The organism is Bacteroides sp. 3_2_5, assembly GCF_000159855.2.
GTDB lineage: Bacteria > Bacteroidota > Bacteroidia > Bacteroidales > Bacteroidaceae > Bacteroides > Bacteroides fragilis.
The window spans coordinates 947,190-972,184 of the sequence record NZ_JH636044.1; the positions used below are offsets into that span (position 1 = coordinate 947,190).

Annotated in this window: 14 protein-coding genes and 1 tRNA gene; 5 read left to right on the plus strand and 10 right to left on the minus strand. The window is 41.4% G+C overall.

Features of this window, described 5'->3' with window-relative positions; genetic code table 11:
- Positions 1 to 9 precede the first annotated feature (9 nt).
- The gene (locus tag BSHG_RS13960; protein WP_032497346.1) at positions 10 to 753 is read left to right on the plus strand and encodes a NigD-like protein; all 744 of its coding nucleotides are present in this window, start codon (positions 10 to 12) and stop codon (positions 751 to 753) included.
- Between the two features lie 114 nt (positions 754 to 867).
- On the opposite strand, the gene BSHG_RS13955 is transcribed toward BSHG_RS13960, so the two are convergent.
- Genes BSHG_RS13955 through rsfS form a run of 3 tightly spaced genes read right to left on the minus strand, consistent with a single transcriptional unit; the run spans position 868 to position 4,125 of the window.
- Positions 868 to 1,707: a phosphatidate cytidylyltransferase gene (locus tag BSHG_RS13955; RefSeq protein ID WP_005796208.1), complete on the minus strand. Its 840-nt coding sequence runs from the start codon at positions 1,705 to 1,707 to the stop codon at positions 868 to 870.
- A 15-nt stretch (positions 1,708 to 1,722) separates the two neighbouring features.
- The gene (gene ftsH, locus BSHG_RS13950; protein WP_008658560.1) at positions 1,723 to 3,717 is read right to left on the minus strand and encodes an ATP-dependent zinc metalloprotease FtsH; all 1,995 of its coding nucleotides are present in this window, start codon (positions 3,715 to 3,717) and stop codon (positions 1,723 to 1,725) included.
- Between the two features lie 48 nt (positions 3,718 to 3,765).
- A complete protein-coding gene (rsfS, locus tag BSHG_RS13945; protein WP_005784862.1) occupies positions 3,766 to 4,125 on the minus strand; it encodes a ribosome silencing factor in 360 nt (119 codons plus the stop codon).
- Between the two features lie 302 nt (positions 4,126 to 4,427).
- Here rsfS and BSHG_RS13940 point away from each other — a divergent pair.
- Positions 4,428 to 4,498, plus strand: a tRNA-Gln gene (locus BSHG_RS13940).
- A gap of 341 nt (positions 4,499 to 4,839) precedes the next feature.
- On the opposite strand, the gene BSHG_RS13935 is transcribed toward BSHG_RS13940, so the two are convergent.
- From BSHG_RS13935 to rsmA, 3 genes are all read right to left on the minus strand, one after another.
- Positions 4,840 to 6,690, minus strand: a complete 1,851-nt coding sequence (locus BSHG_RS13935) for a DUF349 domain-containing protein (protein WP_005784863.1) — start codon at positions 6,688 to 6,690, stop codon at positions 4,840 to 4,842.
- Positions 6,691 to 6,808: 118 nt separating this feature from the next.
- Entirely contained in the window at positions 6,809 to 8,149 is a 1,341-nt protein-coding gene (mgtE, locus tag BSHG_RS13930; RefSeq protein ID WP_005784864.1) for a magnesium transporter, read from the minus strand.
- A 100-nt stretch (positions 8,150 to 8,249) separates the two neighbouring features.
- Positions 8,250 to 9,068, minus strand: a complete 819-nt coding sequence (rsmA, locus tag BSHG_RS13925; RefSeq protein WP_005784867.1) for a 16S rRNA (adenine(1518)-N(6)/adenine(1519)-N(6))-dimethyltransferase RsmA — start codon at positions 9,066 to 9,068, stop codon at positions 8,250 to 8,252.
- 49 nt (positions 9,069 to 9,117) lie between these two features.
- On the opposite strand from rsmA, the gene BSHG_RS13920 reads away from it, so the two are divergent.
- Positions 9,118 to 10,119, plus strand: coding sequence for a lysylphosphatidylglycerol synthase transmembrane domain-containing protein (locus BSHG_RS13920; protein WP_008658564.1), 1,002 nt, complete (start codon positions 9,118 to 9,120; stop codon positions 10,117 to 10,119).
- Between the two features lie 166 nt (positions 10,120 to 10,285).
- Entirely contained in the window at positions 10,286 to 11,743 is a 1,458-nt protein-coding gene (locus BSHG_RS13915) for an aminoacyl-histidine dipeptidase (RefSeq protein WP_005784872.1), read from the plus strand.
- Positions 11,744 to 12,396: 653 nt separating this feature from the next.
- On the opposite strand, the gene BSHG_RS13910 is transcribed toward BSHG_RS13915, so the two are convergent.
- The 4 genes from BSHG_RS13910 to BSHG_RS13895 are packed head-to-tail and all read right to left on the minus strand — an operon-like array spanning position 12,397 to position 18,744.
- Positions 12,397 to 14,079 carry a hypothetical protein gene (locus BSHG_RS13910; RefSeq protein ID WP_005784874.1) on the minus strand — a complete coding sequence of 561 codons (1,683 nt, stop codon included), beginning with the start codon at positions 14,077 to 14,079 and terminating at the stop codon, positions 12,397 to 12,399.
- Positions 14,080 to 14,100: 21 nt separating this feature from the next.
- The gene (locus tag BSHG_RS13905; RefSeq protein ID WP_008658567.1) at positions 14,101 to 15,252 is read right to left on the minus strand and encodes a DUF4249 domain-containing protein; all 1,152 of its coding nucleotides are present in this window, start codon (positions 15,250 to 15,252) and stop codon (positions 14,101 to 14,103) included.
- 4 nt (positions 15,253 to 15,256) lie between these two features.
- Positions 15,257 to 18,007 (minus strand): TonB-dependent receptor domain-containing protein, encoded by a 2,751-nt coding sequence (locus BSHG_RS13900; protein WP_008658573.1) that lies wholly within the window; start codon positions 18,005 to 18,007, stop codon positions 15,257 to 15,259.
- A complete protein-coding gene (locus tag BSHG_RS13895) occupies positions 18,004 to 18,744 on the minus strand; it encodes a hypothetical protein (protein ID WP_005801398.1) in 741 nt (246 codons plus the stop codon). The genes BSHG_RS13900 and BSHG_RS13895 overlap by 4 nt, the downstream gene beginning before the upstream one ends.
- A gap of 222 nt (positions 18,745 to 18,966) precedes the next feature.
- On the opposite strand from BSHG_RS13895, the gene BSHG_RS13890 reads away from it, so the two are divergent.
- Entirely contained in the window at positions 18,967 to 24,747 is a 5,781-nt protein-coding gene (locus BSHG_RS13890; protein WP_008658576.1) for an alpha-2-macroglobulin family protein, read from the plus strand.
- Positions 24,748 to 24,995: the final 248 nt, after the last annotated feature.

Sequence of the window (24,995 nt, forward strand, 5' to 3'; positions counted from 1 at the left end):
AAAAAAGAGATGAAAAAAATAAAACTACTTTGGATGGCAATGTTGACACTGATGCTGCCGGCATTGCAATCGTGTGACGATAATGATGGCTATTCATTGGGAGATATAGCGGTAGATTGGGCTACGGTACGTGTGGTCGGTGGCGACACTTATTCGCTGAATGCTGACCGTTGGGGAACTCTTTGGCCGGCTGCAACTGCTATTCCATTTTATAAGCCGATAGACGGGCAACGGGTGATTACTTACTTCAACCCACTTTACGATAATTATGAAGGATATGATCATGCTGTGAAGGTAGAGCATAATTATAATGTCCTGACCAAACAGGTAGAAGATTTGACGGCTGAGAATGAATCGGAATTTGGGAATGATCCGGTTTGGGTTAACAAGGATATGATGTGGATCGGCGGGGGATACCTGAATGTCATTTTCCGTCAGAATTTACCGGTTAAGGAGAAGCATCTTGTCAGTCTGGTTCGTGATATGCGGGCTACAGTTGCTGAGGGAGAGGATGATGGATACATCCATTTGGAACTTCGCTATAAAACATACGATGATGTGACCGCTCGCCAGGCGAATGGTGCCGTATCTTTCAACTTGAATTCATTGGATCTGACCGGTAAGAAAGGCATTAAGGTGAAATTGAATTCCGTAAAGGACGGGGAAACGGAAGTGGTCTTTAACTTAAAGGGTCAGTCAATGCCGGAGGAAGCAAAGCAGGTGACGCTTTCGGATGAAGTGCAAATAAAATAAAAGAAGGTTAGTTAAAAGAATAACGGGCTACAAACAATAAGTTTCTGCTATCTTTTGCAGGGTACTTGGTGTTTGTAGCCCGTTATTTTTTTGTGACTTATTTTTTTGTCTGCTTTAGACCAATGTCAGTGCATATAGGTAAATAACGCCTGCCGGTATAGCCATTAGTGAACTGTCGAAGCGATCGAGCATACCTCCATGTCCGGGTAGAATACTTCCTGAATCTTTAATCTGCAATTGGCGTTTCAGCAGAGACTCTGTCAGGTCACCCCAAGTTCCGAAAATGACAACTACCAATGCCAGTCCCGCCCATTCTGCCCATGTCATGATGGGGAAGTAGCAGGCAAAAACAAATGAAGAGGCAATGGCTACAATACCTCCGCCAATGGAACCTTCCCATGATTTTTTAGGTGATATGCGTTCAAACAGGCGGTGTTTGCCGAAAAGTGATCCGAAACAATATGCCCCCGTATCATTCAGCCATAAAAAGACAAAGATGGATAGAGGCAATATCGGATTGTATGATACGCTGCTTGCTTCCGGATCATTCTGGAAAGCAAGCACATTCAGCATGGCAAAGGGAAGCGCGATGTACATCTGGCTCAGCATGGAGTAAGCCCAGTTTAAAACCGGATTCTTCTTTTTGAGATATAACTCGCTTACCATCAGATAAATGATTAATATCAGATAAGGAATAAATATTTTAGAACCGGCAGCGTCGATACAGAAACCCATAATGGCCAGAAACAGATAAGCTCCTCCCAACATGGTGATAGTCCGGTTGATGCTTACCTCTCCCGATTGGTTGACGAGATGTCCGAATTCGCGTATAGTCAGAGCGCTGACAATGACAAAAAGAGTGCCGAAAGCCAGTGGATCATATAGTATACAACCCACTATGATGGCTACGAATAATATTCCTGTTATGGCGCGTTGTAAAAAGTTGTTCTTCAAGGTGTTGCTACGTTTTTAGTTTTGTGATGCCGCTGACTCTTGTTGCGTATTGCCCTCTTGAGACTCTGTTGCTTGCGGAGTAGTTGTGTCTACATCTTCTCCATCTGCAGGATGAACGGCGTTTTCTTGTTTGTTATTGGCTGCCATGATTTCCTCCGAACGAGAAGCCCAAGGACGTTTTCCAAAGATACGTTCTACATCCTCAGCAAAGATGACTTCTTTATCGATCAGTAGCTGTGCCAATTCGTTGTGTTGCTCTTTGTGTTCCGAGAGAATCTGTTTGGCACGTTCATACTGTTCGTTTACCATTCTTTTGACCTCTTCGTCAATCAGTTCGGCAGTTTTTTCACTATATGGACGCTGGAATGAATACTCATCATTATTATAATAGCATAAATTGGGTAGCTTTTCACTCATACCCAAATATGCGATCATGCCATACGCCTGTTTGGTTACGCGCTCAAGATCGTTAGCAGCTCCGCTTGATACACGGCCGATGAAAAGGTCTTCGGCAGCACGCCCGCCCAAAGTAGCACACATCTCGTCGAGCATTTGCTCTTTAGTCGTGATCTGTCTTTCTTCCGGCAGATACCAGGCAGCGCCCAAGGCCCGCCCGCGGGGGACGATAGTTACCTTAATCAATGGATTGGCATATTCCAATAACCAGGAAATGCTGGCGTGTCCGGCCTCGTGCAGGGCAATAGACCGACGTTCGGCTTCCGTAGTAATCTTTGTTTTCTTTTCAAGTCCGCCGATAATACGGTCTACTGCGTCCAGAAAGTCTTGCTTGCCTACGAATTTCTTTCCGTGACGCGCGGCGATCAGAGCAGCTTCATTACATACATTGGCAATGTCTGCACCCGAAAATCCGGGTGTCTGGCGTGCCAGTAAGTCTACATCTACCGTATCGTCTATTTTGATGGGGCGCAAGTGTACGCCAAATACTTCTTTACGTTCGTTCAGATCAGGTAAATCTACATGGATTTGTCGGTCGAAACGTCCGGCACGGAGCAATGCCTTGTCTAGTACATCCACACGGTTGGTGGCTGCCAGGATAATAACACCGCTATTTGAGCCGAAACCATCCATTTCCGTCAGCAACTGGTTCAACGTATTTTCACGTTCATCATTTCCGCCCATTGCAGGATTCTTACCGCGAGCACGTCCTACAGCATCAATCTCGTCGATGAAAACGATACAAGGAGCTTTCTCTTTAGCTTGTTTGAAGAGGTCGCGTACACGGGATGCACCTACACCGACAAACATTTCAACGAAATCGGAACCGGCCAAAGAGAAGAAAGGTACATTGGCTTCACCGGCCACAGCTTTCGCAAGCAACGTTTTACCTGTTCCCGGAGGGCCCACCAATAGAGCGCCTTTAGGAATTTTACCTCCCAGGTCAGTATATTTCTGGGGCTCTTTCAGGAATTCCACAATTTCTTCTACTTCTTGTTTGGCTTCTGCCAGTCCGGCTACATCTTTGAAAGTTACTTTGATGGAACCGCCTTTTTCAAAAAGCTGGGCTTTCGACTTTCCTACATTGAATACTCCGCCTGCACCTCCGCTGGCACCACTGCCCATGCGTCGCATGAAGAATATCCATAAAGCAATCAGGAAAACAATCGGCAGTACATTCCAAAGTATTGCACTGAAATAGTCTTTTTTCTTATCATAGCTGACAGAACCGTCAAAGTGCGTCTCCTCTTTTTCTTTTTGTAGAAAGTTATCCAGGTTCTCGCGTGAAGGGGCTTCCGTAGTGATCATCGGATTCCGGCCTACACGGGTGGAATCTTGTTTGAATACGGTTCCTACATACTGGGGTTTGATATAAATCTCGACCGAATTATCATCATAACCGATCACTTTACTTACATAGCCGTCACGTACGTACTGCTGGAACTCATCGTAAGAGATGTTCTTACTGATAGAACTGCTTCCGTTAGCGAAATACAGCCCTAAAAGCATTAGGGCGATAATCATATACATCCAGTTCAGGTTGAACTTGGGCATATTTACTTTATTGTTGGGTTTCTTGCTGTTATTGTCCATACTGATAGATTAATCAATGTCGGGAATTGTAGTTAACTTGGCATCTGCCCACAGGTGCTCCAAATTATAAAAGTTTCTGGCTTCCGGTAGGAATACATGTACTAATACATCTGAAAAGTCCATAGCTACCCATTCTGCATTTCGCTGTCCGTCGATGGCAGAGGGTTTGGTGCCGGCACCTTTGCGGGTAAATTCTTTTATGGAATCTACAATGGCAATGACCTGGCTGGGAGAGTTCCCCTGACAGATTACAAAGTATTTGCATATCGTGTCGTCTATGTTTGTCAGGTCTGCTATGACAATGTTTTTACCTTTTTTTTCTTGTATACCTTCGGTTATCTTTTCTATTAATACTTTCGTTTCGTTCATTTATAGGTTGAAATTAAATAATCAATGTTCAGTTTCTGTTTATAACAAGGAAAGGGGATTCTTTGTTTTCTTGTCATAAACGTGATATTTTTTACAAATATACGCTGATTTATTGTATCAATGAAAGTAATGTGCTAAATCTATTTCATTTTTTGTTTTTTTTTTAGGGATGCATCTCTTTGGAATCCGGCATATTAGATATTTTTTTAGAAAAAAAGAGCGAAAAGTATTTGTGATTAAAAAAAACTTTGTACCTTTGCAACCGCAAACGAGAAACAAGAGATGTTGATCGTAAGTCACATTGGGCTATGGTGTAATGGTAACACTACAGATTCTGGTCCTGTCATTTCTGGTTCGAGTCCAGATAGCCCAACAAATTTACATTATAAATAAGTAAAATCCCTCTAAAACCGCAGTTTTAGAGGGATTTTTTATCCTTTCAAGTCTTTTCGATAAAACAGTTGTTCGGTAATATCTCCGGTGGCAGAGAACCGTTTCTTGTCGTTCTTTCAAACTGTAGTTTTAGACTTTTTTTCTGTCCGATCCGGTGGTAGGATTGCAAACGAAATAATATAATCTGTTGATATTATGTAGGTAAATGGGGAATGTTTATGCCTGTTTTTAATGTGTAACACTTGAATTTAGAAAAGGCGTATCAAAGAGATTCAAAATCCCTTTGATACGCCTTTTACATAGAACTAAAATTATTTTCCTTTATTCTTCTTTGATTGATTCATCGATTACTTTTATTTTCTGCAATACTAATTCTAAGTCGGATTTTAATTTTTCCACCTTGCGGTTGATTTCTGTCAAAAGACTATTTCCTTTCTTAGAAGAGGTAGTCAGGAAGCCCAAATTATTTTCATAAGTTTGGAGTTCATTTTTCATGTTTTCGTATGTACGGACTAATTTCTCACGTTCACGGTAGAGTGACTGGGAGCCTCCACTTTGAATATTGCCGATAGAAGATTTGAAATTACTCAGTTTCTTGTTCGATGCACTGATATTAAATCGATCGAAAAGTTGGTCAATCAAACCGTGATATTGTTTATAAAGCCTGTCTTTCTCTTTAAACGGTACATGTCCGATACCATTCCATTCTTTCATCAATTCACGAACCTCTTTGCTTGCTTCATCGGCATCCGTCGTTTCGTCAATAGCAGTTAAGCGGGCAATGATTGCCTTTTTCTTTTCTAGATTCTCTTGTTCTACAGAACGTTGAGAAGAAGTGGCCTTGCCTTTTTGCTCAAAGAAATAATCACATGCAGTAATGAAACGTTTCCAAACAGCGTCCGAGTATTTTTTAGAAACAGGGCCAATTGTTTTCCATTCCTTTTGGAGCTTGGTTAAGATTTCAGCCGTTTCTTTCCATTCTGTACTATCTTTCAGAGATTCTGCTTTTTCGCACAATGCCTTTTTCTTTTCCAGATTAGCATTCATACCTTCTTTCAGCAACTTGAAGAATTCTCCTTTCTTTTTAAAGAATTCGTCACAAGCTTTACGGAAACGCTCAAAGATTTTCACGTTCATTTTCTGCGGAGCAAAACCAATTGTTTTCCATTTGTTTTGCAGGGCGATCACCTCTTGTGTCTTGGTTTCCCATGCCGCAAATGTTTTCAATTGGTCAAACTCAATAGCTTCTACTATTTCACAGATAACTGTTTTCTGATCCAAATTATGTTGTTCGGTCTCTTTTAGAGCTTCGAAATGCTGCTGATGGCGACGGTTGACGGCTGTAGAAGCGGCTTTAAAGCGATTCCATATTTCGTCACGTAATTCTTTGGCGACAGGACCGGTGTCACGGAACTCCTGATGTAGTTTCTGTAATTGATGGAAAGCGGAGACTACATCTTGTTCATCGGCCAACTTTTCGGCAGCTTCACAGAGATGTGTTTTAATCTCCAGGTTTTTTCTGAAGTCGTATTCTCTGAATTCATTATTCAGTTTTAATATATCATAGAACTTTTCAACATGCAACTGGTAGTTCTTCCATAACTCGTTCACTTTAGCTTGTGGCACCAATTTCACTTCGTTCCACTGCTGCTGTAGCTTTTTAAATTCGTTGTAGGATTTGTTGGCGTCATCGGGTGATTCCACTAACTCTTTCAACTCTTCGATAATCGATAGTTTAACTTGTAGATTTTCTTCCTTTTGCTTTTCAATCTCAGCTGCCAAGGCACTTCTTTTTTCTTTAATAGCTGCCATCAAACTTTTAAATTCTTCTTCCACGCCACTGGGCTGAGCAATAAATTCTTCTTCGGCACCACCATTCTCTACGAACGTTTTTTTCGCAGCCTCGATTTCGGCATTATGAATTTTATAGAAAGTTTGCTTTAAACCATCCAGTTCTTGCTTGTTTGCATTTTCAGCATCTTGGGCAACTTCTTTTAACCGGAGCAGCACCTCTTCTTTAGTGCTTAGTTTCGAAGCATTTTCTGTCGGTTTTTCCACAATAGTTTCTTCAGCCGGAGTTTCTGTAATTTCTTCAGAAACCTCAACTGCTTTTTTTTCTTCTTCTAATTCCCCTTGTTTCAAAGGTTGGTTAGTGTCATGAGAGTCCATCATTGTATATTCGTTTTTAGGAAAACAGGATTTGTCTTTAAATCCATTAGATCACAAATTAATGAAATAAAATGATTACTTCATACTATTTTCCTTTATTTTTTTTTAATTGAGCCATTTTTTACGATAATAACACCGTAATCCCCATATACATCATCATGCCGATGATATCGTTCGTAATGGCAATAAACGGTCCTGTAGCTATGGCCGGATCTATTTTCATCTTTTCGAGTGTCATTGGAACCAAAGTACCGAAGATGGAGGCAAACATCACTACTGAGAACAGACTGATGGATACCGAATAAGTGACTGTGGCGGTTGCTCCGAAACGGATAAAATTATAGGTATATACCAGTAAAGAGATGATCGTAGCATTGATCAAGGCAACTACGGCTTCTTTGCTGACTTGCTTGAAAGTATTTTTGGCGTCAAGGGAACTGTTGGCCAAGCCTTGTACGACGAGAGCTGACGATTGAGTTCCTACGTTTCCGCCTGTACCACCAATCAATGGAATGTAAAGGGCCATTTCGGGATGCGCGGCAAAAGTGGAATCAAAGTTCCCCAATATCATAGAGTTGCCAATACCTCCAATCATACCGATTAACAACCAAGGTAAGCGGGCAGTAGTCTGGCGGAGTACATTATCGTCTGTTTCTACATCTTGAGAAAGACCGGATGCTAACTGGTAGTCACGTTCTGATTGTTCACGAACTTCGTCCATGACGTCATCTACGGTGATTTGTCCTACTAGTCGGCCTATACTGTCAAGAACAGGAATGGCAACCAAGTCATATTTCTCAATAATTTGTGCCACTTCATCGATAGGGGTGTCTACGTGTACTGAGATAGGATCCTTCTGCATTACATGTTTTACTTTAGATACAGAGGGAGATGTGATCATCTTTTTCAGTGGAAATATTCCGCGAAGGCGTTCATCATCATCTATTACATATACATAGTAGATATCGTCGAGTTCTTCGGCTTGTTGGCGCATCTCTTTCAGACATTCGGGCATACTCCAGTTTTCGTTGACGGTTACCATTTCCGTACCCATCAAACCACCGGCAGTATTTTCATCATACTTCAGCAGGTCGACAATGTCTCCTGCCTGCTCGATGTCTTCAATGTGCGAAAGTATTTCTTCCTGTTTATCTTCATCCAGTTCACGCATCAGGTCTACTGCGTCGTCCGTATCCATATAGTCAACGAAGCGTTTGGCAATAGTTTCTGATGGCAGGATGTCGAGAAACTCTTTACGAACGTCTTCATCCATTTCGACAAGTACATCCGCAGCTGTTTCATTATCAAGTAATCGGTAGACGAAGCGGGCTTCTTCCGGGTTCAACTCGTTACACAATTCCGCTATGTCAGCAGGGTGTAGGTCGATAAGAAGCTCTTTTACCTTATCGGCATCTTTTTCTTCGATAAGTTCTTTTACGTTGTCAATGTATTCTTCGTTCATAATTACAGCCTTACTTAACTTCCTATAATAATAAGGAAGACAAGTTTTGTATATTACATTTCCTACTTTGTTAGTTCAGTCCGATAATCCGGTTGGTTCTTTATGGATTTTCTATCTGAGAAACTGGTTCTATCGGAACTTTCAGTGCTTGTTCCACCTGATTTGTCAGGTGGATAAATTCTTGTACCGACAGTTGTTCCGGTCGTTTATTAAACAGGGCGTCTTCTGTCAACGGGCAATCTTTACCTAAAATCGGTTTGATTGAATTTCGTAATGTCTTTCGACGCTGGTTGAAAGTTGTTTTTACAATTTGTTTAAATAGCTTGGGGTCACAACCGAGCTCTTGTGTCTCGTTGCGTGTCATTCGTATGACTGCGCTTTTCACTTTGGGAGGTGGATTGAACACCTGTTCATTTACTGTAAACAGATATTCTACCCGATACCAGGCCTGTATCAGAACGCTGAGTATACCATACGTTTTACTACCCGGTCCGGCGGCGATGCGTTCGGCTACTTCTTTTTGAATCATTCCAGTACAGCAGGGGATCAGATCCTTGTTATCCAGCATTTTGAAGAAAATTTGGCTGGATATGTTGTAAGGGTAGTTTCCAGTTAAGACGAAAGGATGTCCGTCGAACAAACGTTGTAAGTTCATTTTCAGGAAGTCATCCTCGATGATGTTATCTTCCAATGACGGATAGGCTTCTCGCAAATAGGCTACTGATTCGTAGTCTACCTCTACAACTTTTACCAACCGTTCTTTCTTAACAAGAAACTGAGTGAGCACACCCATTCCCGGTCCGACTTCCAAAATTGGCAAATCGGGGAATGTATCTACTGTATCGGCAATGTCCTGTGCCACTTTCAGGTCTTTCAGGAAATGTTGTCCGAGAAACTTTTTAGGCTTTACTAATTTCATTTATCAACTAAATAACTACTTTTGCAGCAGACAAAGGTAATTCTTTTAAATGAAGAATAAAGAATTAGGGATGAAGAAACTAATAAAAAAGGCGCTGAAACTTATCTTACCATTGGTTTTGGGAGGCTTTATCTTATATTGGGTCTATCGTGACTTCGATTTTGTGAAGGCTATGGAAGTTTTGCAACATGGCACAAACTGGTGGTGGATGGCTTTCTCGCTTCTTTTCGGCATATTTGCACAGGTATTTCGTGGTTGGCGTTGGCGCCAGACGCTGGAGCCTTTGGGAGCATTTCCCCGAAGAAGGGATTGTGTTGATGCCATTTTCATTTCGTATGCAGCTAGTTTGGTTGTACCGAGGGTAGGTGAGGTGAGTCGTTGCGGGGTACTTGCTAAGTATGACAACGTTTCTTTTGCTAAATCTTTAGGGACTGTGGTTACCGAACGTCTGGTAGATACTGTGACTATTCTTTTGATTACCGGCGTCACGGTTCTATTGCAAATGCCTGTGTTTGTTACCTTCCTTGAGCAAACCGGAACGAAAATCCCCTCATTCATGCATTTACTTACTTCTGTCTGGTTTTACATTATTTTATTTTGTACAATCGGAGTTATTGTACTTCTCTACTATCTGATTCGTACGCTTTCTTTCTTTGAGAAAGTGAAAGGAGTTGTGCTTAATGTTTGTGAAGGAATTATGTCACTGCGTAATGTGAAGAATCTTCCGCTTTTTCTACTCTATAGTTTTTTGATATGGCTTAGCTATTTCCTGCATTTTTATTTCACTTTTTATTGTTTTGCTTTTACGGCACATTTGGGCTTACTTGCTGCATTGGTTATGTTTGTTGGAGGTACCTTTGCTGTAATTGTGCCTACTCCGAATGGAGCCGGTCCATGGCATTTTGCCGTTATTACCATGATGATGCTTTACGGGGTAAATGCGACGGATGCAGGGATTTTTGCACTAATTGTTCATGGCATCCAGACTCTACTGGTTATTTTATTGGGTGTTTATGGATTGGTGACTATTTCTTTTTTACACCGGAAGTGACGGGGGCGGATTAAATATTGTATGTACCGAAAGATATATATTTAATCTCTGAATCCGCTTTTTGAACTTTTTTTATTTGAATTTCTTCCGGTAATTCTTTCTTTTCCATTCTTTTTAGTAGCTTTGACCTGTAGAAATTGATTTAAAACCTATAAATAATTCATTTATGAGCACAATTCTTGATTTAGCTCCACAAAATGTATGGAAGCACTTTTATTCTTTGACACAGATTCCCCGCCCATCGGGACATATGGAAAAAATTACCGAATTTCTGGTAAACTTCGGTAATAGTCTTGGATTGAAAACTTTTGTGGATGATGCCGGTAATGTGATTATCCGTAAACCCGCCACTCCGGGGATGGAGAATCGTAAAGGAGTTATCCTTCAGGCACATATGGATATGGTTCCGCAGAAAAATAACGATACAGTTCACGATTTTGAGAAAGATCCGATCGAAACTTATATAGATGGTGAATGGGTAAAAGCGAAAGGTACTACATTGGGGGCCGATAATGGTTTGGGTGTAGCTGCTATCATGGCTGTTCTTGAAGATCAGAATCTAAAACACGGGCCATTGGAGGCTTTGATTACGAAAGATGAAGAAACGGGCATGTATGGTGCTTTTGGCTTAAAACCGGGTACGGTGAATGGCGAAATATTGCTTAATCTTGATTCTGAAGATGAAGGTGAACTTTATATTGGCTGTGCCGGTGGTATGGATGTAACTGCTTCTCTTGAATATAAGGAAGTTGCTCCGGAAGAAGGTGATATCGCTATTAGAGTGAATCTGAAAGGTCTTCGTGGAGGACATTCCGGATTGGAGATTAATCAGGGACGTGCCAATGCCAACAAATTGTTGGTACGTTTTATACGTGAGGCAGTAGCAACTTATGAAGCCCGCCTGGCAAGCTGGGAAGGCGGAAATATGCGGAATGCCATACCTCGCGAGGCACATGCTGTAGTGACTATTCCTGCTGAAAATGAAGAAGAATTGTTGGCTTTGGTGAAATATTGTGAAGATCTTTTCAATGAAGAGTTCAAAGCGATCGAAACTCCTATCAGCTTTACTGCAGAACGGGTAGAATTACCTGCTGGAGAAGTTCCTGAAGAAATCCAGGATAATCTGATCGATGCTATTTTTGCTTGCCAGAATGGTGTGATGCGTATGATTCCTACTATTCCCGATACCGTGGAAACCTCTTCAAATTTAGCTATCATCAATATTGGTGAAGGTAAAGCCTCTTTCAAAATCCTTGCGCGCAGTTCCAGTGACAGTATGAAGGAATGTCTGACTACCAGTTTGGAATGTTGTTTTTCTATGGCAGGTATGAAGGTAGAGATGACCGGAGGCTATTCCGGATGGCAACCCGATATTAATTCTCCGATTTTACATGCTATGAAGGAATCTTACAAGAAGCAGTTTGGTACAGAACCGGCAGTGAAAGTAATTCATGCCGGATTGGAATGTGGCATCATCGGAGCTATTATTCCTGGGTTGGATATGATTTCATTTGGGCCAACACTACGCTCTCCGCATTCTCCCGATGAAAGAGCTTTGATTCCGACAGTTCAAAAATTCTATGACTTTTTAATTGCTACTTTGGAGCAGACTCCAATGAAATAAATAAATTCCATTGATAGTGAAAAGAGGTAAGCGTGGTGTAAACGCTTTCCTCTTTTCTTTTTAGTGTCTTTTCTACTTTTGAAAACTATCTTTCTTCCTGTCTACTTTATGACGGCCTGTCATTCGGATGTGAGATATTGTCAGTTGCAGCCTGTCTTTTTGACTCCCTTATTGTCCTGTTTTGTCTTTTGATTACCATCCGGGACTCTTTTTCTTGATATACATCAAGAAATGTGTTTTAAAACATGTTTTTATCTTGCTTTTGAGTACAACGTATCTGTTTTGGCTTTACTTTTGTGTTGTAAAACATAAAAATTAGGATAACAAAGTTTTTAGGTAACAGTTTTTAAGGTAAAAAGATTATGAAGATTGTAAGAATTTTATTAAAGAATTTGGCTAATGCCAATCCTAACATTTGGGGATATGTGACGCTCTAAGCGTTTTTCCCTTCAGGTTTTCAGTGTGTATTAATTAAGGTAATTATTATTAGTATTTAAAGCAATGAAAAAAGTAGTAATGCATCTGCTGGAAAGATGTTTGAGAGAAGCCGGCAGAAATGAAATGATGAAGTGGGGATACACTAAATAAAAGTGTTCCCCACTTTTTTTATTTTGACTCAAGTTTGTTTCGTGTCGTTGAGTTTTGAGGCCGGGTCATTTTTTTACATGGAAGTTTACCTCGCCTCTGATCAGCTCTCCTTTTAATGTGAAGCCTTCCACTACCACCTTAAATTCTCCTTCAAGGTCAGAAGTATAGAATGAAAGTGTGGTATCTATTCCTGCTTCTGTCTCTACAGAGGGATTCCAGTATAGCGTATGGCGGAAATCCGGTCTACGTGATTTTTTGTCAGTAGCGTCTTTATATTCAGGCATCTTAAATGTAACAGGCAGTTGCGGACACTCGTAAACCGTTAGTCGTGAATCGTCACTAAGCTGTATGGAAGGTAAGTCTCCTCTTTGGGTAGTAAGTGAAATCATGCATTCGAATACTTCACCACCAAATCCATAACGGCCGTTATATATTTCGATTTTCTTCACCAATCTGGGATTATATTTTAAAATATCCTCATGGTCATGAATGGGAACACCGTCCAGCAGTACCAATGTATTTCCGATATTGAATCTTTTTTCTCCTTCTTTGAGTACTCTTAATCTACGTTTTCCATTAACTTTACGTATTATCACACTGCGTACGAATTCCACGAAAGTTTCTGTCATTGTATTGAATCGTGTGTATTCATCCAAATTGTAATTCAGATAAGGTTGAAGTCCATAACAAGATTGCAGAGGAATGGCATGATCCAATGAATCGAGCACTGTGACTTGCTGCAGCTGTATACCTATGCTCCTTTCCAACAGTCGTTTTTTATTCCGATAGAGTTTTAATGATGGCAGGTTTTGGGGTAACTTTTCACTGAAGGGTGATAAGATGTTCATTCTGAACGGTTCCCCGTTAATGTTCCATGCAGCGGCTACTACATCGTTCGTTCCATATACATGGCTTGTGTAGAACAGTGTATTTCCTCCCGATTCCACTTGTCCTTGCACATATCGTATATCTTTTCCTACGAAAGCGATGTCGGCTGATATAGGTTCATTTTGTACTTGCTTCAATGTTTCTCCTGTAGGGCTTTCTATCTGTCCGCAGATGATATGCCCTTCATATTCCGGTATCCATTTTCCGGAAAATGTTCCGGGAGTAGCGGTCACTTGTTTTCTCCAGGTGGATTCTTCAAGAGGCGGGAGGGTTACCAGTGAATCATTACGGCTTACCGAGACAGTAAGATCGGATACTTCATCCGGTAGTCTATTAATGGTCAATTCTACGAGTTGGCGTGTGTTGTAGTTCGACCGGGAAGTTTTTATATGAATATTTTCGGTGGTAGCCGGTTTCCCTTTCGGATATATCTCGGCAGAATCCGCTAGTTCAATAGGATCGGAGTCTGATACTCGGAAAGTGTTAATTACAGCAATGGATTTTCTGAAGAACACTTTTTCTCCTTCATTCCTCATATATCGTGTGTATCCGGTCAATTCATAAATTCCCGAAGGAGCGTCTGTAGGAATCTTGACTTTGCCCGAACCGCTCCCATTGTCAAGTGCCAGTTTAAGTTGTGCTTTAGGCCGTTCAGTATTCGATATTTCTATGTATCCCACTTTGCTGAAAGAAGATGGGCGAAAATGTGTGTCAATAGTATAAAATTTGAGCCATACTTCTTCACCGGCCAAATAACACGTTTTATCCGTATGTACGTATACCCGTTCATATAATTCTTCTTGTGCTTGCAAAATCAGACAGAATAAGATAAAGAGATATAGTGTGAAAATCCGTTTCATAATTGCCTCCTTTTGTTTAAGTTATTGATGATCGTTGGGCCAGAATGAAGGCTTGTTTTTACTTCCTCCGTTGGCTTCACATTCTGTACATCTCCGTAGGGCCCAGTAGTCAATGTGAGTGCCTGTACCGACTGGACGATAACCGACAAGGTATCTTATCAGATATGTGCTATAGCCCTGTTCATCCATTTCGCTATCCGACACTTCTTCACAGCCACTGTATAGAGGAGGACGTTTAATTTCGTTGGGATGAATGTATATTCTCTTTTCAGAGATGTTTTTATAGACGCCTACATAACCGATCGTCCTTCGTCCAGGCTGACTGATACAACTAATGTTTCCTTGGATTTCAGAGGGTTGTGGAGTAAAGATTCCTCCCATTTCTTCATTCTGTTGCTGTACATTCAAGTAATATTCATATCCCTCTTTACTCAATGCCCGTTGCTGTACCTGTATGCTGTATAGTACAGTGAATCTGTCTTCATTGACCGGCACATCGAGTAGCTTATTATTTATGATCAGATGTTCTTTCAACTTTTCCGTAGAGCCAATCAATATATTTCTTGATATTTCCTTTTTCCAACAATAGAAAGTTGGATAATTGCTGTCTTCATAGATGCGGTTCATATCCGGATCAAAGTAGCAAGTTGTAATGTAGCTGGCTCTTATCTCCCAGTCTTCCCGATAGTTCCACATGTAGTATTGAGTTTTTCCGGGATCACCATGGGTCGATACCCGTATAGAAAGTGCTTGTTCAGGTTCTGGTTGTATCCACGAAACACTGTCTATTTCAGAAGATACCATCGGTGTGGAAGGAGACGAGGTATAAATCTCTCCGTCGTATTCTATCTCTATTCCGTAGGATACATCATCCTGCAATTCACCGATACTGACCTGGTATTTACCATCACCAAGAGCCGTTCCGAAATCACTTCGATAGCCGTCGCTGCCTACTACAGCAATTCTGGCATAAATGTTTCGATAATCTTCCGGCATGTCTTCGGATAGTGGAATACTTTTGCTTAATGAGAATATGGCTTCTGTATTAGCGATAATGTCGCCGGTTACTACCAGCAATTCTTCATCGGAAGAAGGTAGTTGTGCGTTGTATTCTGAAACACAACCTGTCAGGCAGAGTAGTAACAGATAGATTTTATATTTTGATTTCAGCATGGCGTTAGAATTTTATGTTATACGTAATGAAAGGAATCGGAACTCCGAAAATAGATATCTGGTATCCTTTTATTTGTCCTTCTTCCGGCATATAATAAATAGAATACACATTCTTTCTTCCGGTGACATTGTATACCCCAATCGAAATAGAACTATGTGTCAACAGGGTCAGATGATGGCTGGGTTCTATATTAAAAGAGATGTCTGTACGAAAGTAATCCGGTATGCGGTATGAGTTTCTTTCCGTATAGTAAACTCGCATCGATTGCGTTGATTCATCATAATACTGTCCGGCAGGTATGGTAGTGGGGCGTCCTGTGCTATAATCCACGTTGATTGACATACTGTATCGATGCGTAAATTTGTAATTACCTACAAACTTAAAGTCGTGAGGCTTATCGTATTCTGTAGGATACCAGTCACCGTTATTCACCGGTTTCTCAATTCGTTTATCATTCTGTCTCAAGAAGGTACGTGAATACGTGTAACTCATCCATCCGTTGAGCTTACCGACTTGTTTTTTTACCTGCAATTCTACGCCATAAGCATGTCCCTGCGTGTTGATGACGTCAGTTTCAATATGGTGGTTCATAAGTAGCTTTGCTCCTCCACGATAATCCAGGTAATCGGACATTCGTTTGTAATATCCTTCCACAGAATATTCCCAGATGCCACTCGGAGAATTTAGATAAAGTCCGGCTGCGGCTTGCCAGCCTCTTTGGGGTTTGATGTTCACATCGCTCAACTTCCATGTATCCGTTGGCGACATAATGACAGTGTTCGACAACTTATGGATATATTGCCGCATCGAGTTAAATCCGGCTTTGACCGAGAAATTATCTGTGAAGGCATACCGGGCGGATAACCGGAATTCCGGCCCATGATAAGTCTTCATGAATTTTCCTGCTCCTGCAGTGATGGTGTCCGTTATGGTCGATTCGTGTGGGAGCATGCCTGATGCATATTGATAGTACGAACGTGGACCGAGTGCACTGAACAGTGAGTAACGGATACCTGCGTTGACCGATAGTTTGGGAGTGATTTCCCATTCATCACCTAAATAAAATGCCGTTTCCAAGGCTTTATCCTTTTGTAAAACGTCCTTTTTTACAAATGATTCACTTCCTTCAGGTTCATAAGTACCCGAATTGATATGATAGAGCATGGACTTGAAACCAAAGTTGAGCGTGTGCTTATCGGCCAGTATGTTTGTGAAGTCTGCTTTGACAAAATACTGATTAATATCAAATGAAAGTTTATAAGCAGCTGATGCATTGACGGTCTCGCGGTTATTGTAATCGTAATGATCGTATCCGGCGGAGAAGTATCCTATCAGTTTTTCGTTAAATACAGCTCTCCATCGTGCGGAAACATTGAGATTATTGTAGCCGTATTTTTCGTTTGAATTGAAAGCGAAACGGTCATGACTATAGTATCCGTAGACATTAAGACTATGTTTGTCATTGAATTTATGTGCCACAATAGCAGCCAAATCATAAAAGCCGGCGGTACCGTTTTTGTATCCGCTTTTCTCCGGAAGCTGCTTCATGATCCAGTCAGAATACGTAGTACGCCCACTTAGTAATACAGACGTTCTGTCTTTGATAATCGGAATCTCCAGATTCAGTTTACTCGTTACCAGACCGATACCGGCCGAACCGGTGAATTTTTCTTTATTGGCTTCTTTACCGGTGATATCTAGAATGGATGAAATACGTCCACCATATTGTGCCGGGATGCTGCTTTTATATATCTCGGCTTCTTTTACCATATCTGAATTGAAGGCTGCAAAAAAGCCGAATAAATGGTTCGGGTTATAGATGGTTCCGTCATTTAGCAGAATTAGATTCTGGTCGGTAGCTCCACCACGTACGTTGAAGCCGCTTGAAGCTTCACCTACTGTTTTTACACCGGGTAAAGCCTGTACCATCTTTAAAATGTCTACTTCTCCCAAGGCCATCGGGATATTCTTCAATTGGGTTGGACGCAGTGTTTCTGCACCTAATTGCGTACTTTTCACATTTTGTATACGTCCGGAAGTAATGGTTACTTCGTCCAGCATATGTGTAGTTTCTTCAAGTTCGATGTCCAGTGTACCATCACTGTAAAGCATAATTTGTCGACGGGTATCTTTAATGTTAAGTCCTTTGATATCAATTTGTTTGTGTCCGGTAGGAAGTTCAAGAGTAAAGTTTCCCTTAACATCTGTTGTCGTCGCAATCCATGGGTCCTTTAAAATCAGATTGATGCCTATCATGGGCTCACCGGTTTTAAAGTTAGTAACTTGCCCTTTGAGTACCGCTTTTCGTGGTGGTTGCTTGATTCGTACATCTCCCACATTATACACTTTGTTTTCTGAAGATGCTTTTTCAGGTTCTCCGCTTAGGTAAGTATATACGTCACCATAATAACTTTCGCCTTTTTCCGGTTCTCCGGTCAGTTTAGCAGGTAATAGCGTGATGAGTTCCTGCTCTTTCAGCACGAATAAATTGTTTCCGGATACTGACAATTTATAGGGAGTCGGCTCAAGTGCTTCTTTTAATTGTTGCAGGGGTGAAGCTTTTCCTTTCACCAAAACCTTGAAAGGAGCACTAATAGTGCTGAAAACCCTATAGGGTGTATTTTTTTCTACAGTCTCCAATAAGGAGTCAATAGTTATACTGTCGGCAGGAAGTGAGAGGGGGTGTTGAGCCGTCATTTGTTGCGGCCATGCAAATAGTAGGGGCAACATCCATAAGTATGTACTTTTTTTCATCGTGTTTGTTTTTGGTCTATCAATTCTTCACAAAAGTTAGTAAGAGCGATTAATGAGGCATCAGCGTCATGGCGAAAATTAAGTTTATGTTTTCGTGCGTAACGTTTTATCAGTTTATGTTGCTCCGGAAAGATCTTGGCAAACGACTTGTTGTTACTGACGGGATAATATATCCCATTGTATTCCAGATAATATTTTACTCCGTATATGAAATATTCAGTTTGATGTTTGCGGGTTTTGGCTATTTTTTCTACGTTGATCTGAGCAACGGAGTATGTTTTTCGTGCCAGCAGTCTCAGTCGCTTTCCGTCTTGTAGTAATTCGTAAAATCCCTTATTGAGATCTGTCTTCTTTGTCGGACGGAAATAGATAAATGTAGTATTGTGCAGGTTGACTTGTTCGATTCCTTCATTATTGATAATCATGCTGTAATGGCTGTCAGGAGTCAGTGCACAAAGTTGGTCTTTGTGTAAATCCAAATGAAGATCCAGTCCCGGGTATCGGTTTCCTTTGAAGATAATCTCTCCTGTGGTAAATTCATCACCTTGAAAATAGGGAAGATTGTCGTATTGGGCAAGACTGTATGTTAATTCGATTTCACCATTGTAAATAGTAACATAGTCTCCTGCTGCTTTTAAGTAGTTTTCTATTGGATAAGTTTGCGAGTAAATGGCTTCTCCATTGAATAATAACGCAGTAATGGCCAGTATGTGCCTTAAGTAATGTCGGTTTTTCATAAAATGTTGCGCCTTAGTTTGTGATTAGATAAATGGTTCTTGTTACAAAGATACCCGAAAAAGTTTTGCTATTTTGATTTTTGTGTTAAAAGAGATTAATTAGAACCATTAATAATCGTATCACGTTTGCCCTGTTCTCTTTTTTTAAGCTAAAAAGAACAAATCTTTAAACTTTAATTTGTTTCTTTGTTAATTATGTATTGATACTTAAACTTTTAATATATGAGAATTAAACTGATTTGTATTATCGTGTTACTTTCTATGGGGATGATGTCATGGACACATGCTCAATCATACGATAGATTATGGAAGCAAGTGGAGCAGGCCCAGCAGAAAAGTTTGCCCCAAACAGTTGTCCGATTAACCGGTGAAATTTATCAAAAAGCTAAAGCAGAGAAGAATTCTCCTCAAATGCTGAAAGCTTATATTTGGCAGATGAAATTTAGGGAAGAGATTACTCCGGATAGCTTTTACGTGTCGTTGAATGGCTTAGAGCAGTGGGCGGTGACTACGGACAAGCCATTGGACCGTGCAATCCTGCATTCGCTCATCGGTAGTATGTATGCAGATTATGCTTCCCAAAACCGTTGGAAACTGAATCAACGTACGGATTTGGAAGAAGAAGCTCCCTCTGTTGATATCCGGGAGTGGAGTAAGAATCAGTTTGTAACTAAAGTAATGACAGAAATAGCCGTAACATTTCAAGACTCTTTGCTACTGCTCGATACTTCCTCCCGAAGCTACATTCCTTTTGTGGAACTTGGAGTAACCAGTGATTACTATCATCATGATATGTATCATTTGTTGGCTTCCCGTGCCATTACTTCATTGGAGAATCTGTCCGGATTTGGTCGTGATTCTTTAATAAATGTACGCATTGAAGAAATTTATCAGCACATGATGAATTCATATCGTCGGACTGATAATCACGATGCTCTGTTGCTTACTACTTTGGATTATTTGCAGTGGAAGAGGCGTACTGATATCGATTTTCGGCCTTATCGTGCTCCGGAGGGGAAACTTGGCTTGACACAGGATCCTTATTTGGCTGCACTGGACAAACTGATTGCCGAAAATAAGTCACATGATGTCTGTGCAGAAGTTTATTTGCTCAAGGCACAGGCGGCAATGGATGCAGGAGTGCCCGCTTCTGCGTTACAATTGTGCGAAGAGGCTATCTCTCGCTATCCGGACTATCGCCGCATCAATGCTCTGAAAGAACTGAAGCAAGAAATTCTGCGTCCCGATCTGACAGTGCAATCCCCGTCAACAGTTTATCCGGGTGAGGAGTTTGATTTAAAAGTCAGCTTTAAAAATTTGAAAGACTTTACGGTAGAGTTGTATGCAATTAATTTACCGGCACGTCCGAATACGGTGGAAGCACCCAATGACGTATTTCTAAAAAAACATGGACGTTTACTTTCATCGGAACATTATGTTCTCTTCCCGTCGGATGACTATAAAGTGAAAGATTCCATCTACCACATAAAGGCACCTGAAACAGGACTGTACGCCCTCCGTGTTATTCCGGGTGTTAAGGTTCGTTCCAATGTTTCAAAATTTCTCTATTCTACTTGCTTTAAAGTTCTTACCCGATCTCTACCTTCTAATCTGAGTGAGGTAGCTATTCTCGATGCTATGAGTGGCAAGCCTTTGCAGGGTGTTGTTCTTTCATTCTTCGATCGACAGAACAAACAACTTCTGACAGCCACTACCAATACCGAAGGGAAAGTACAGTTTGCTTCGTCGGAAAAATACAGGTATCTGACTGCTGCCAAAGGGAATGATACAGCTATGCCGCAGATGTATTTATGGGGAGGAGATTATAATTTTGCAGACCATTCAAAACCTGTTTCTGTGGTAACTTTGCTTACCGACCGTTCTGTTTATCGTCCGGGGCAGACTGTCTATGTAAAAGGCATTGCCTATGAACAGTATCCTGACTCTGCCCATGTGATTGCGGGACAGGAATATACGCTGACTCTTTCGGATGCCAATGGGCAAGAAATCAGTGCAAAGAAGCTGCGTACCAATGATTTTGGATCTTTCACCGCAGAATTTGTTTTACCGTCTGTTTGTTTGAACGGTACTTTTAGTTTGAATACTCAAAACGGATTTCGTTCCATTCGTGTAGAGGATTACAAACGTCCTACATTTGATATTACTTTTGAGCCGGTGACTGAAAGTTATCGGTTGGGAGATCGTGTCGAGTTGAAAGGGAGTGTAAAAACTTTCAGTGGTGTGCCGTTACAGGATATTCCTGTTACTTATACCATTACCCGCTCATTGTATACTTGGCGGATGTGGGGGATGAATCCGGTTATTTTGGCCTCTGACACTGTCCGTTTGGGAGTAGATGGAAACTTCGAAATTCCTGTGGATCTGAAACCTGACACTTCGAATCCCGATTTGGGAGACGGTGACAATACCTCTTTATATTATGACTATAAAGTGCAGCTTTCAGTAACCAATGTCGCAGGTGAAACGCAAACTTCAGAAACAAGTCTGCGGGCAGGAAAGACCTCTTTGTTATTGTTTGCTGATATATCCGGACTGATTTGCAAGGATGATTCTGTGAAAGCGACTTTTCGGGTAAATAATCTGGATCGTAAACCGGTCAGTGTCGAAGGCAGTTACCGGTTGTTTTTGATTTCCGATTATCAGAAATCAAAACCCTTGAAAGAACAGGACGTTTCCGATCAACCGGCTCTTTCCGGTTCGTTTAGGTCCAATGAAGAGATCTTGTTGTCCGATTGGAAAAAACTTCCTTCAGGTGCTTACAAACTTGTAGCTTCGGTGAAAGATGATCAAGGCCGTAAGGTAGATGCGGAAAAGGTAGTGATTCTTTTTGCTTCCGATGATAAGCGTCCTCCGGTATCTATGCCTTTGTGGTGTTATGAAGTGAATACCCGGTTTGATGCAGCACATCCTGCCCTGTTCTATTTTGGTACTTCCGAAAAAGATACTTATGTCTTAATGGATGTGTTCTGTGGTAATAAGCATCTGGAGAGTAAGCTTCTTCATTTGTCCGATTCTCTTGTTCGTTTTGAATATCCGTATCGGGAAGCCTACGGGAATGGTTTGGGTATTACCTTTGTATTTGTTCGTAAAGGTGTTGTTTACGAACAGGAGGTAAGCCTGATAAAACGTTTGCCCGATCATAACTTGAATATGCGTTGGGATGTATTCCGTGATAAATTACGTCCCGGGCAGGAAGAGGAATGGAAACTGACTATCCGTAATCCACAGAAATCACCTGTTTTGGCCGAAATGCTGGCTACTATGTATGATGCCTCTTTGGATAAAATTTGGAAGACCAACCAGTCATTGCAATTACATTATCAACTTTCTGTCCCCATTGCTCGTTGGAGGAGAGATTATGTTGGCTCAAACTATTTTTATTTTGGTTTCCGCCGGACTGATTTTAAGGTGCCTCCGTTTAGCTATGATCATTTTGACTTGCCTCCGGTTTTATATGCGGTTGCCGAAATGTTGTCGGTCACCAATGATGCTGCCCCGACTACCCGATATGCACGTCTGCGCGGAATGGGTGCTGCAAAACCACAAATGAAGAGCGCTGCCGTAGCCGATGTCGTTTTCGAATCTGAAATGGTTCCTGTTACGGAAGAGAGCGGAATGGCAATGTCAATGGACAATGCCGATATGGGTAGGACAACAGATATAGAGTTACGTACCGACTTTGCGGAAACTGCCTTCTTTTATCCGCAGCTTCACACGAACGTTCAGGGTGAGGTCAGTTTCTCTTTCCGTATGCCTCAAAGTCTCACGACCTGGAATTTCCGAGGATATGCTCATACACAAGATATGATGACAGGGCAGATGGATGCTACTGCTGTTACCAGTAAAGAGTTTATGCTTACTCCGAATCTACCTCGGTTTGTCCGGGTAGGAGATCACACTTCCATGGCTGCTTCTGTTAGTAATCTGACCGGTAAAAATCTGTCTGGTACTGTGAAACTGGTACTTTTCGATCCAATGACAGATCAGGTAATATCGACCCAACAGAAGAAATTTAATGCCGGAGCCGGACAGAGTGTCGGTGTAAGTTTCTTGTTCACAGTAACCGATAAATATGAACTTTTGGGATGCCGGATGATTGCCGAAGGAGGAAATTTCAGTGATGGAGAGCAGCATTTGCTTCCGGTTCTCAGTGATAAGGAGAACTTGACAGAGACTTTGCCCATGCCTGTTCGTGGCGAGCAAACACGTACTTTTTCTTTGGCCGATCTGTTCAATCACCATAGTAAGACTGCGACCAACCGCCGTTTAACTGTAGAGTTTACTTCCAATCCGGCTTGGTATGCAGTGCAAGCATTACCGGCACTATCACAACCTCGGAATGATGATGCTATTTCGTGGGCTACTTCCTGGTATGCCAATACAATGGCTTCTTATATCATGAATGCTCAGCCACGTATTCAGGCAATATTTGATAGTTGGAAACTCCAGGGAGGCACTAAAGAAAGCTTCTTGAGTAATTTGCAAAAAAATCAGGAAGTGAAGAATATCCTTCTTTCTGAATCTCCTTGGGTGATGGAAGCGACTTCGGAAAGCGAACAAAAAGAGCGTATTGCCACTTTATTCGATTTGAATAATATCCGTAACAGTAATACAGCAGCTTTGTTGAAATTAAAGGAACTCCAGTTACCTGATGGTTCGTGGAGCTGGTATAAAGGAATGGACGGAAGTCTTTTTGTCACCGACTTCATTGTAGAACAGAATGCACGTATAGCCCTGCTTACAGGGAAGCCGCTGGAGGGAGGAGCGCTGGATATGCAACAAGCAGCTTTCGGTTATCTCCATAAAGAAGCCTTGCAGGAATATCGTTCTATCCGTGAGGCAGAAAAGGTTGGCAATAAATCAGAGGGAATTTCACGAAGTGCATTGAAGTATCTTTATTTGATTGCTGTCTCTGGCGAAAAAGTTCCGGCATCGGTGAAAGAAGGTTATGATTACTTCCTATCCAAAGTTGCTCCATCATTGTCTCAACAATCCGTCACCGAGAAGGCCTGGTCGGCTATTGTATTACAGAAGGCAGGTAAGGTAAAAGAAGCTCAGGAGTTTATGGCATCTCTCAAAGAATATCTTACTCAAACAGACGAGCAAGGCATGTTCTTTGATAGGACTGATAGTCCGTATGCTTGGAATAACTTAAAAGTGCCTGCCCATGTTGATGTAATGGAGGCTTTTGAGATGGTAGGCAGCAATGCCACGATTGTTGAAGAAATGAAAATGTGGCTTTTAAAACAGAAGCAAACTCAACAGTGGGACTCTCCGGTAGCTACAGCCAATGCTGTTTATGCTTTGCTTTACCGGGGTACTAATTTATTGGATAATCAGGGAGACGTGCGTATTGTCCTTGGCAATGAAGTTTTAGAAACGATAAGTCCTGCCAAGACGACTGTTCCGGGATTAGGCTATATCAAAAAGACTTTTACCGATAAGAAGACCGTGAATACCGATGAGATTATCGTTGAAAAGAGAGATCCGGGTATTGCCTGGGGAGCAGTTTATGCACAGTTCGAAGAGAATCTTGATAAAGTGGTCCGCCAGGGAAGTGGGTTGAATGTTGATAAGAAATTGTATGTAGAGACGATTGTTAATAATAATCGCCTGTTACAGCCGGTTATCGGTAAAACTCAATTAAAGGTTGGTGATAAAGTAGTTGTTCGTCTGACCGTTCGTCTCGATCGTACAATGGACTTTGTACAATTGAAAGATCAACGTGCTGCTTGTCTTGAACCGGTAGAGGTCCTGTCCGGATATCGTAATGTCGGTGATGTCGGTTGTTATGTTGCAGTAAAAGATGCTTCTACCGATTTCTTCTTCGATACTTTGAATAAGGGGACTTATGTTTTAGAATACAGTTATCGTGTAGATCGTGCGGGAAGTTATGAAGCAGGAATTGCTACTATTCAAAGTGCCTATGCACCCGAATATGCTGCCCATTCAGCTTCTGCCCGTTACGAAGTTTCTCAGTAAATAGAACTCTGTCTTTTGAAAGGGGAGGATCGTCAAAACCCACCACAGAGGACACAGAGTAACACAGAGGCAATTTTAAGTTGTTGATTCTTGATGAAAAGACTCTGTGATACTCCGTGTCACTCCGTGGTAAAAAGAGTTTCGATTAGGGTATATAAGCGAAAGCCGTTCTGCCTGTGCTTAAAAATATGTAATCAATGGCAGAATCTCACTGAAAACCCCTATTTTTGTACTCTAAACAACTAATA

Coding starts and splice junctions, on each gene's coding strand:
- BSHG_RS13960 (WP_032497346.1), top strand. CDS start 10: ATGAAAAAAATAAAACTACTTTGGATGGCAATGTTGACACTGATGCTG.
- ftsH (WP_008658560.1), bottom strand. CDS start 3,717: ATGCCCAAGTTCAACCTGAACTGGATGTATATGATTATCGCCCTAATG.
- rsfS (WP_005784862.1), bottom strand. CDS start 4,125: ATGAACGAAACGAAAGTATTAATAGAAAAGATAACCGAAGGTATACAA.
- BSHG_RS13935 (WP_005784863.1), bottom strand. CDS start 6,690: ATGATGGACTCTCATGACACTAACCAACCTTTGAAACAAGGGGAATTA.
- mgtE (WP_005784864.1), bottom strand. CDS start 8,149: ATGAACGAAGAATACATTGACAACGTAAAAGAACTTATCGAAGAAAAA.
- rsmA (WP_005784867.1), bottom strand. CDS start 9,068: ATGAAATTAGTAAAGCCTAAAAAGTTTCTCGGACAACATTTCCTGAAA.
- BSHG_RS13920 (WP_008658564.1), top strand. CDS start 9,118: ATGAAGAATAAAGAATTAGGGATGAAGAAACTAATAAAAAAGGCGCTG.
- BSHG_RS13915 (WP_005784872.1), top strand. CDS start 10,286: ATGAGCACAATTCTTGATTTAGCTCCACAAAATGTATGGAAGCACTTT.
- BSHG_RS13910 (WP_005784874.1), bottom strand. CDS start 14,079: ATGAAACGGATTTTCACACTATATCTCTTTATCTTATTCTGTCTGATT.
- BSHG_RS13905 (WP_008658567.1), bottom strand. CDS start 15,252: ATGCTGAAATCAAAATATAAAATCTATCTGTTACTACTCTGCCTGACA.
- BSHG_RS13900 (WP_008658573.1), bottom strand. CDS start 18,007: ATGAAAAAAAGTACATACTTATGGATGTTGCCCCTACTATTTGCATGG.
- BSHG_RS13895 (WP_005801398.1), bottom strand. CDS start 18,744: ATGAAAAACCGACATTACTTAAGGCACATACTGGCCATTACTGCGTTA.
- BSHG_RS13890 (WP_008658576.1), top strand. CDS start 18,967: ATGAGAATTAAACTGATTTGTATTATCGTGTTACTTTCTATGGGGATG.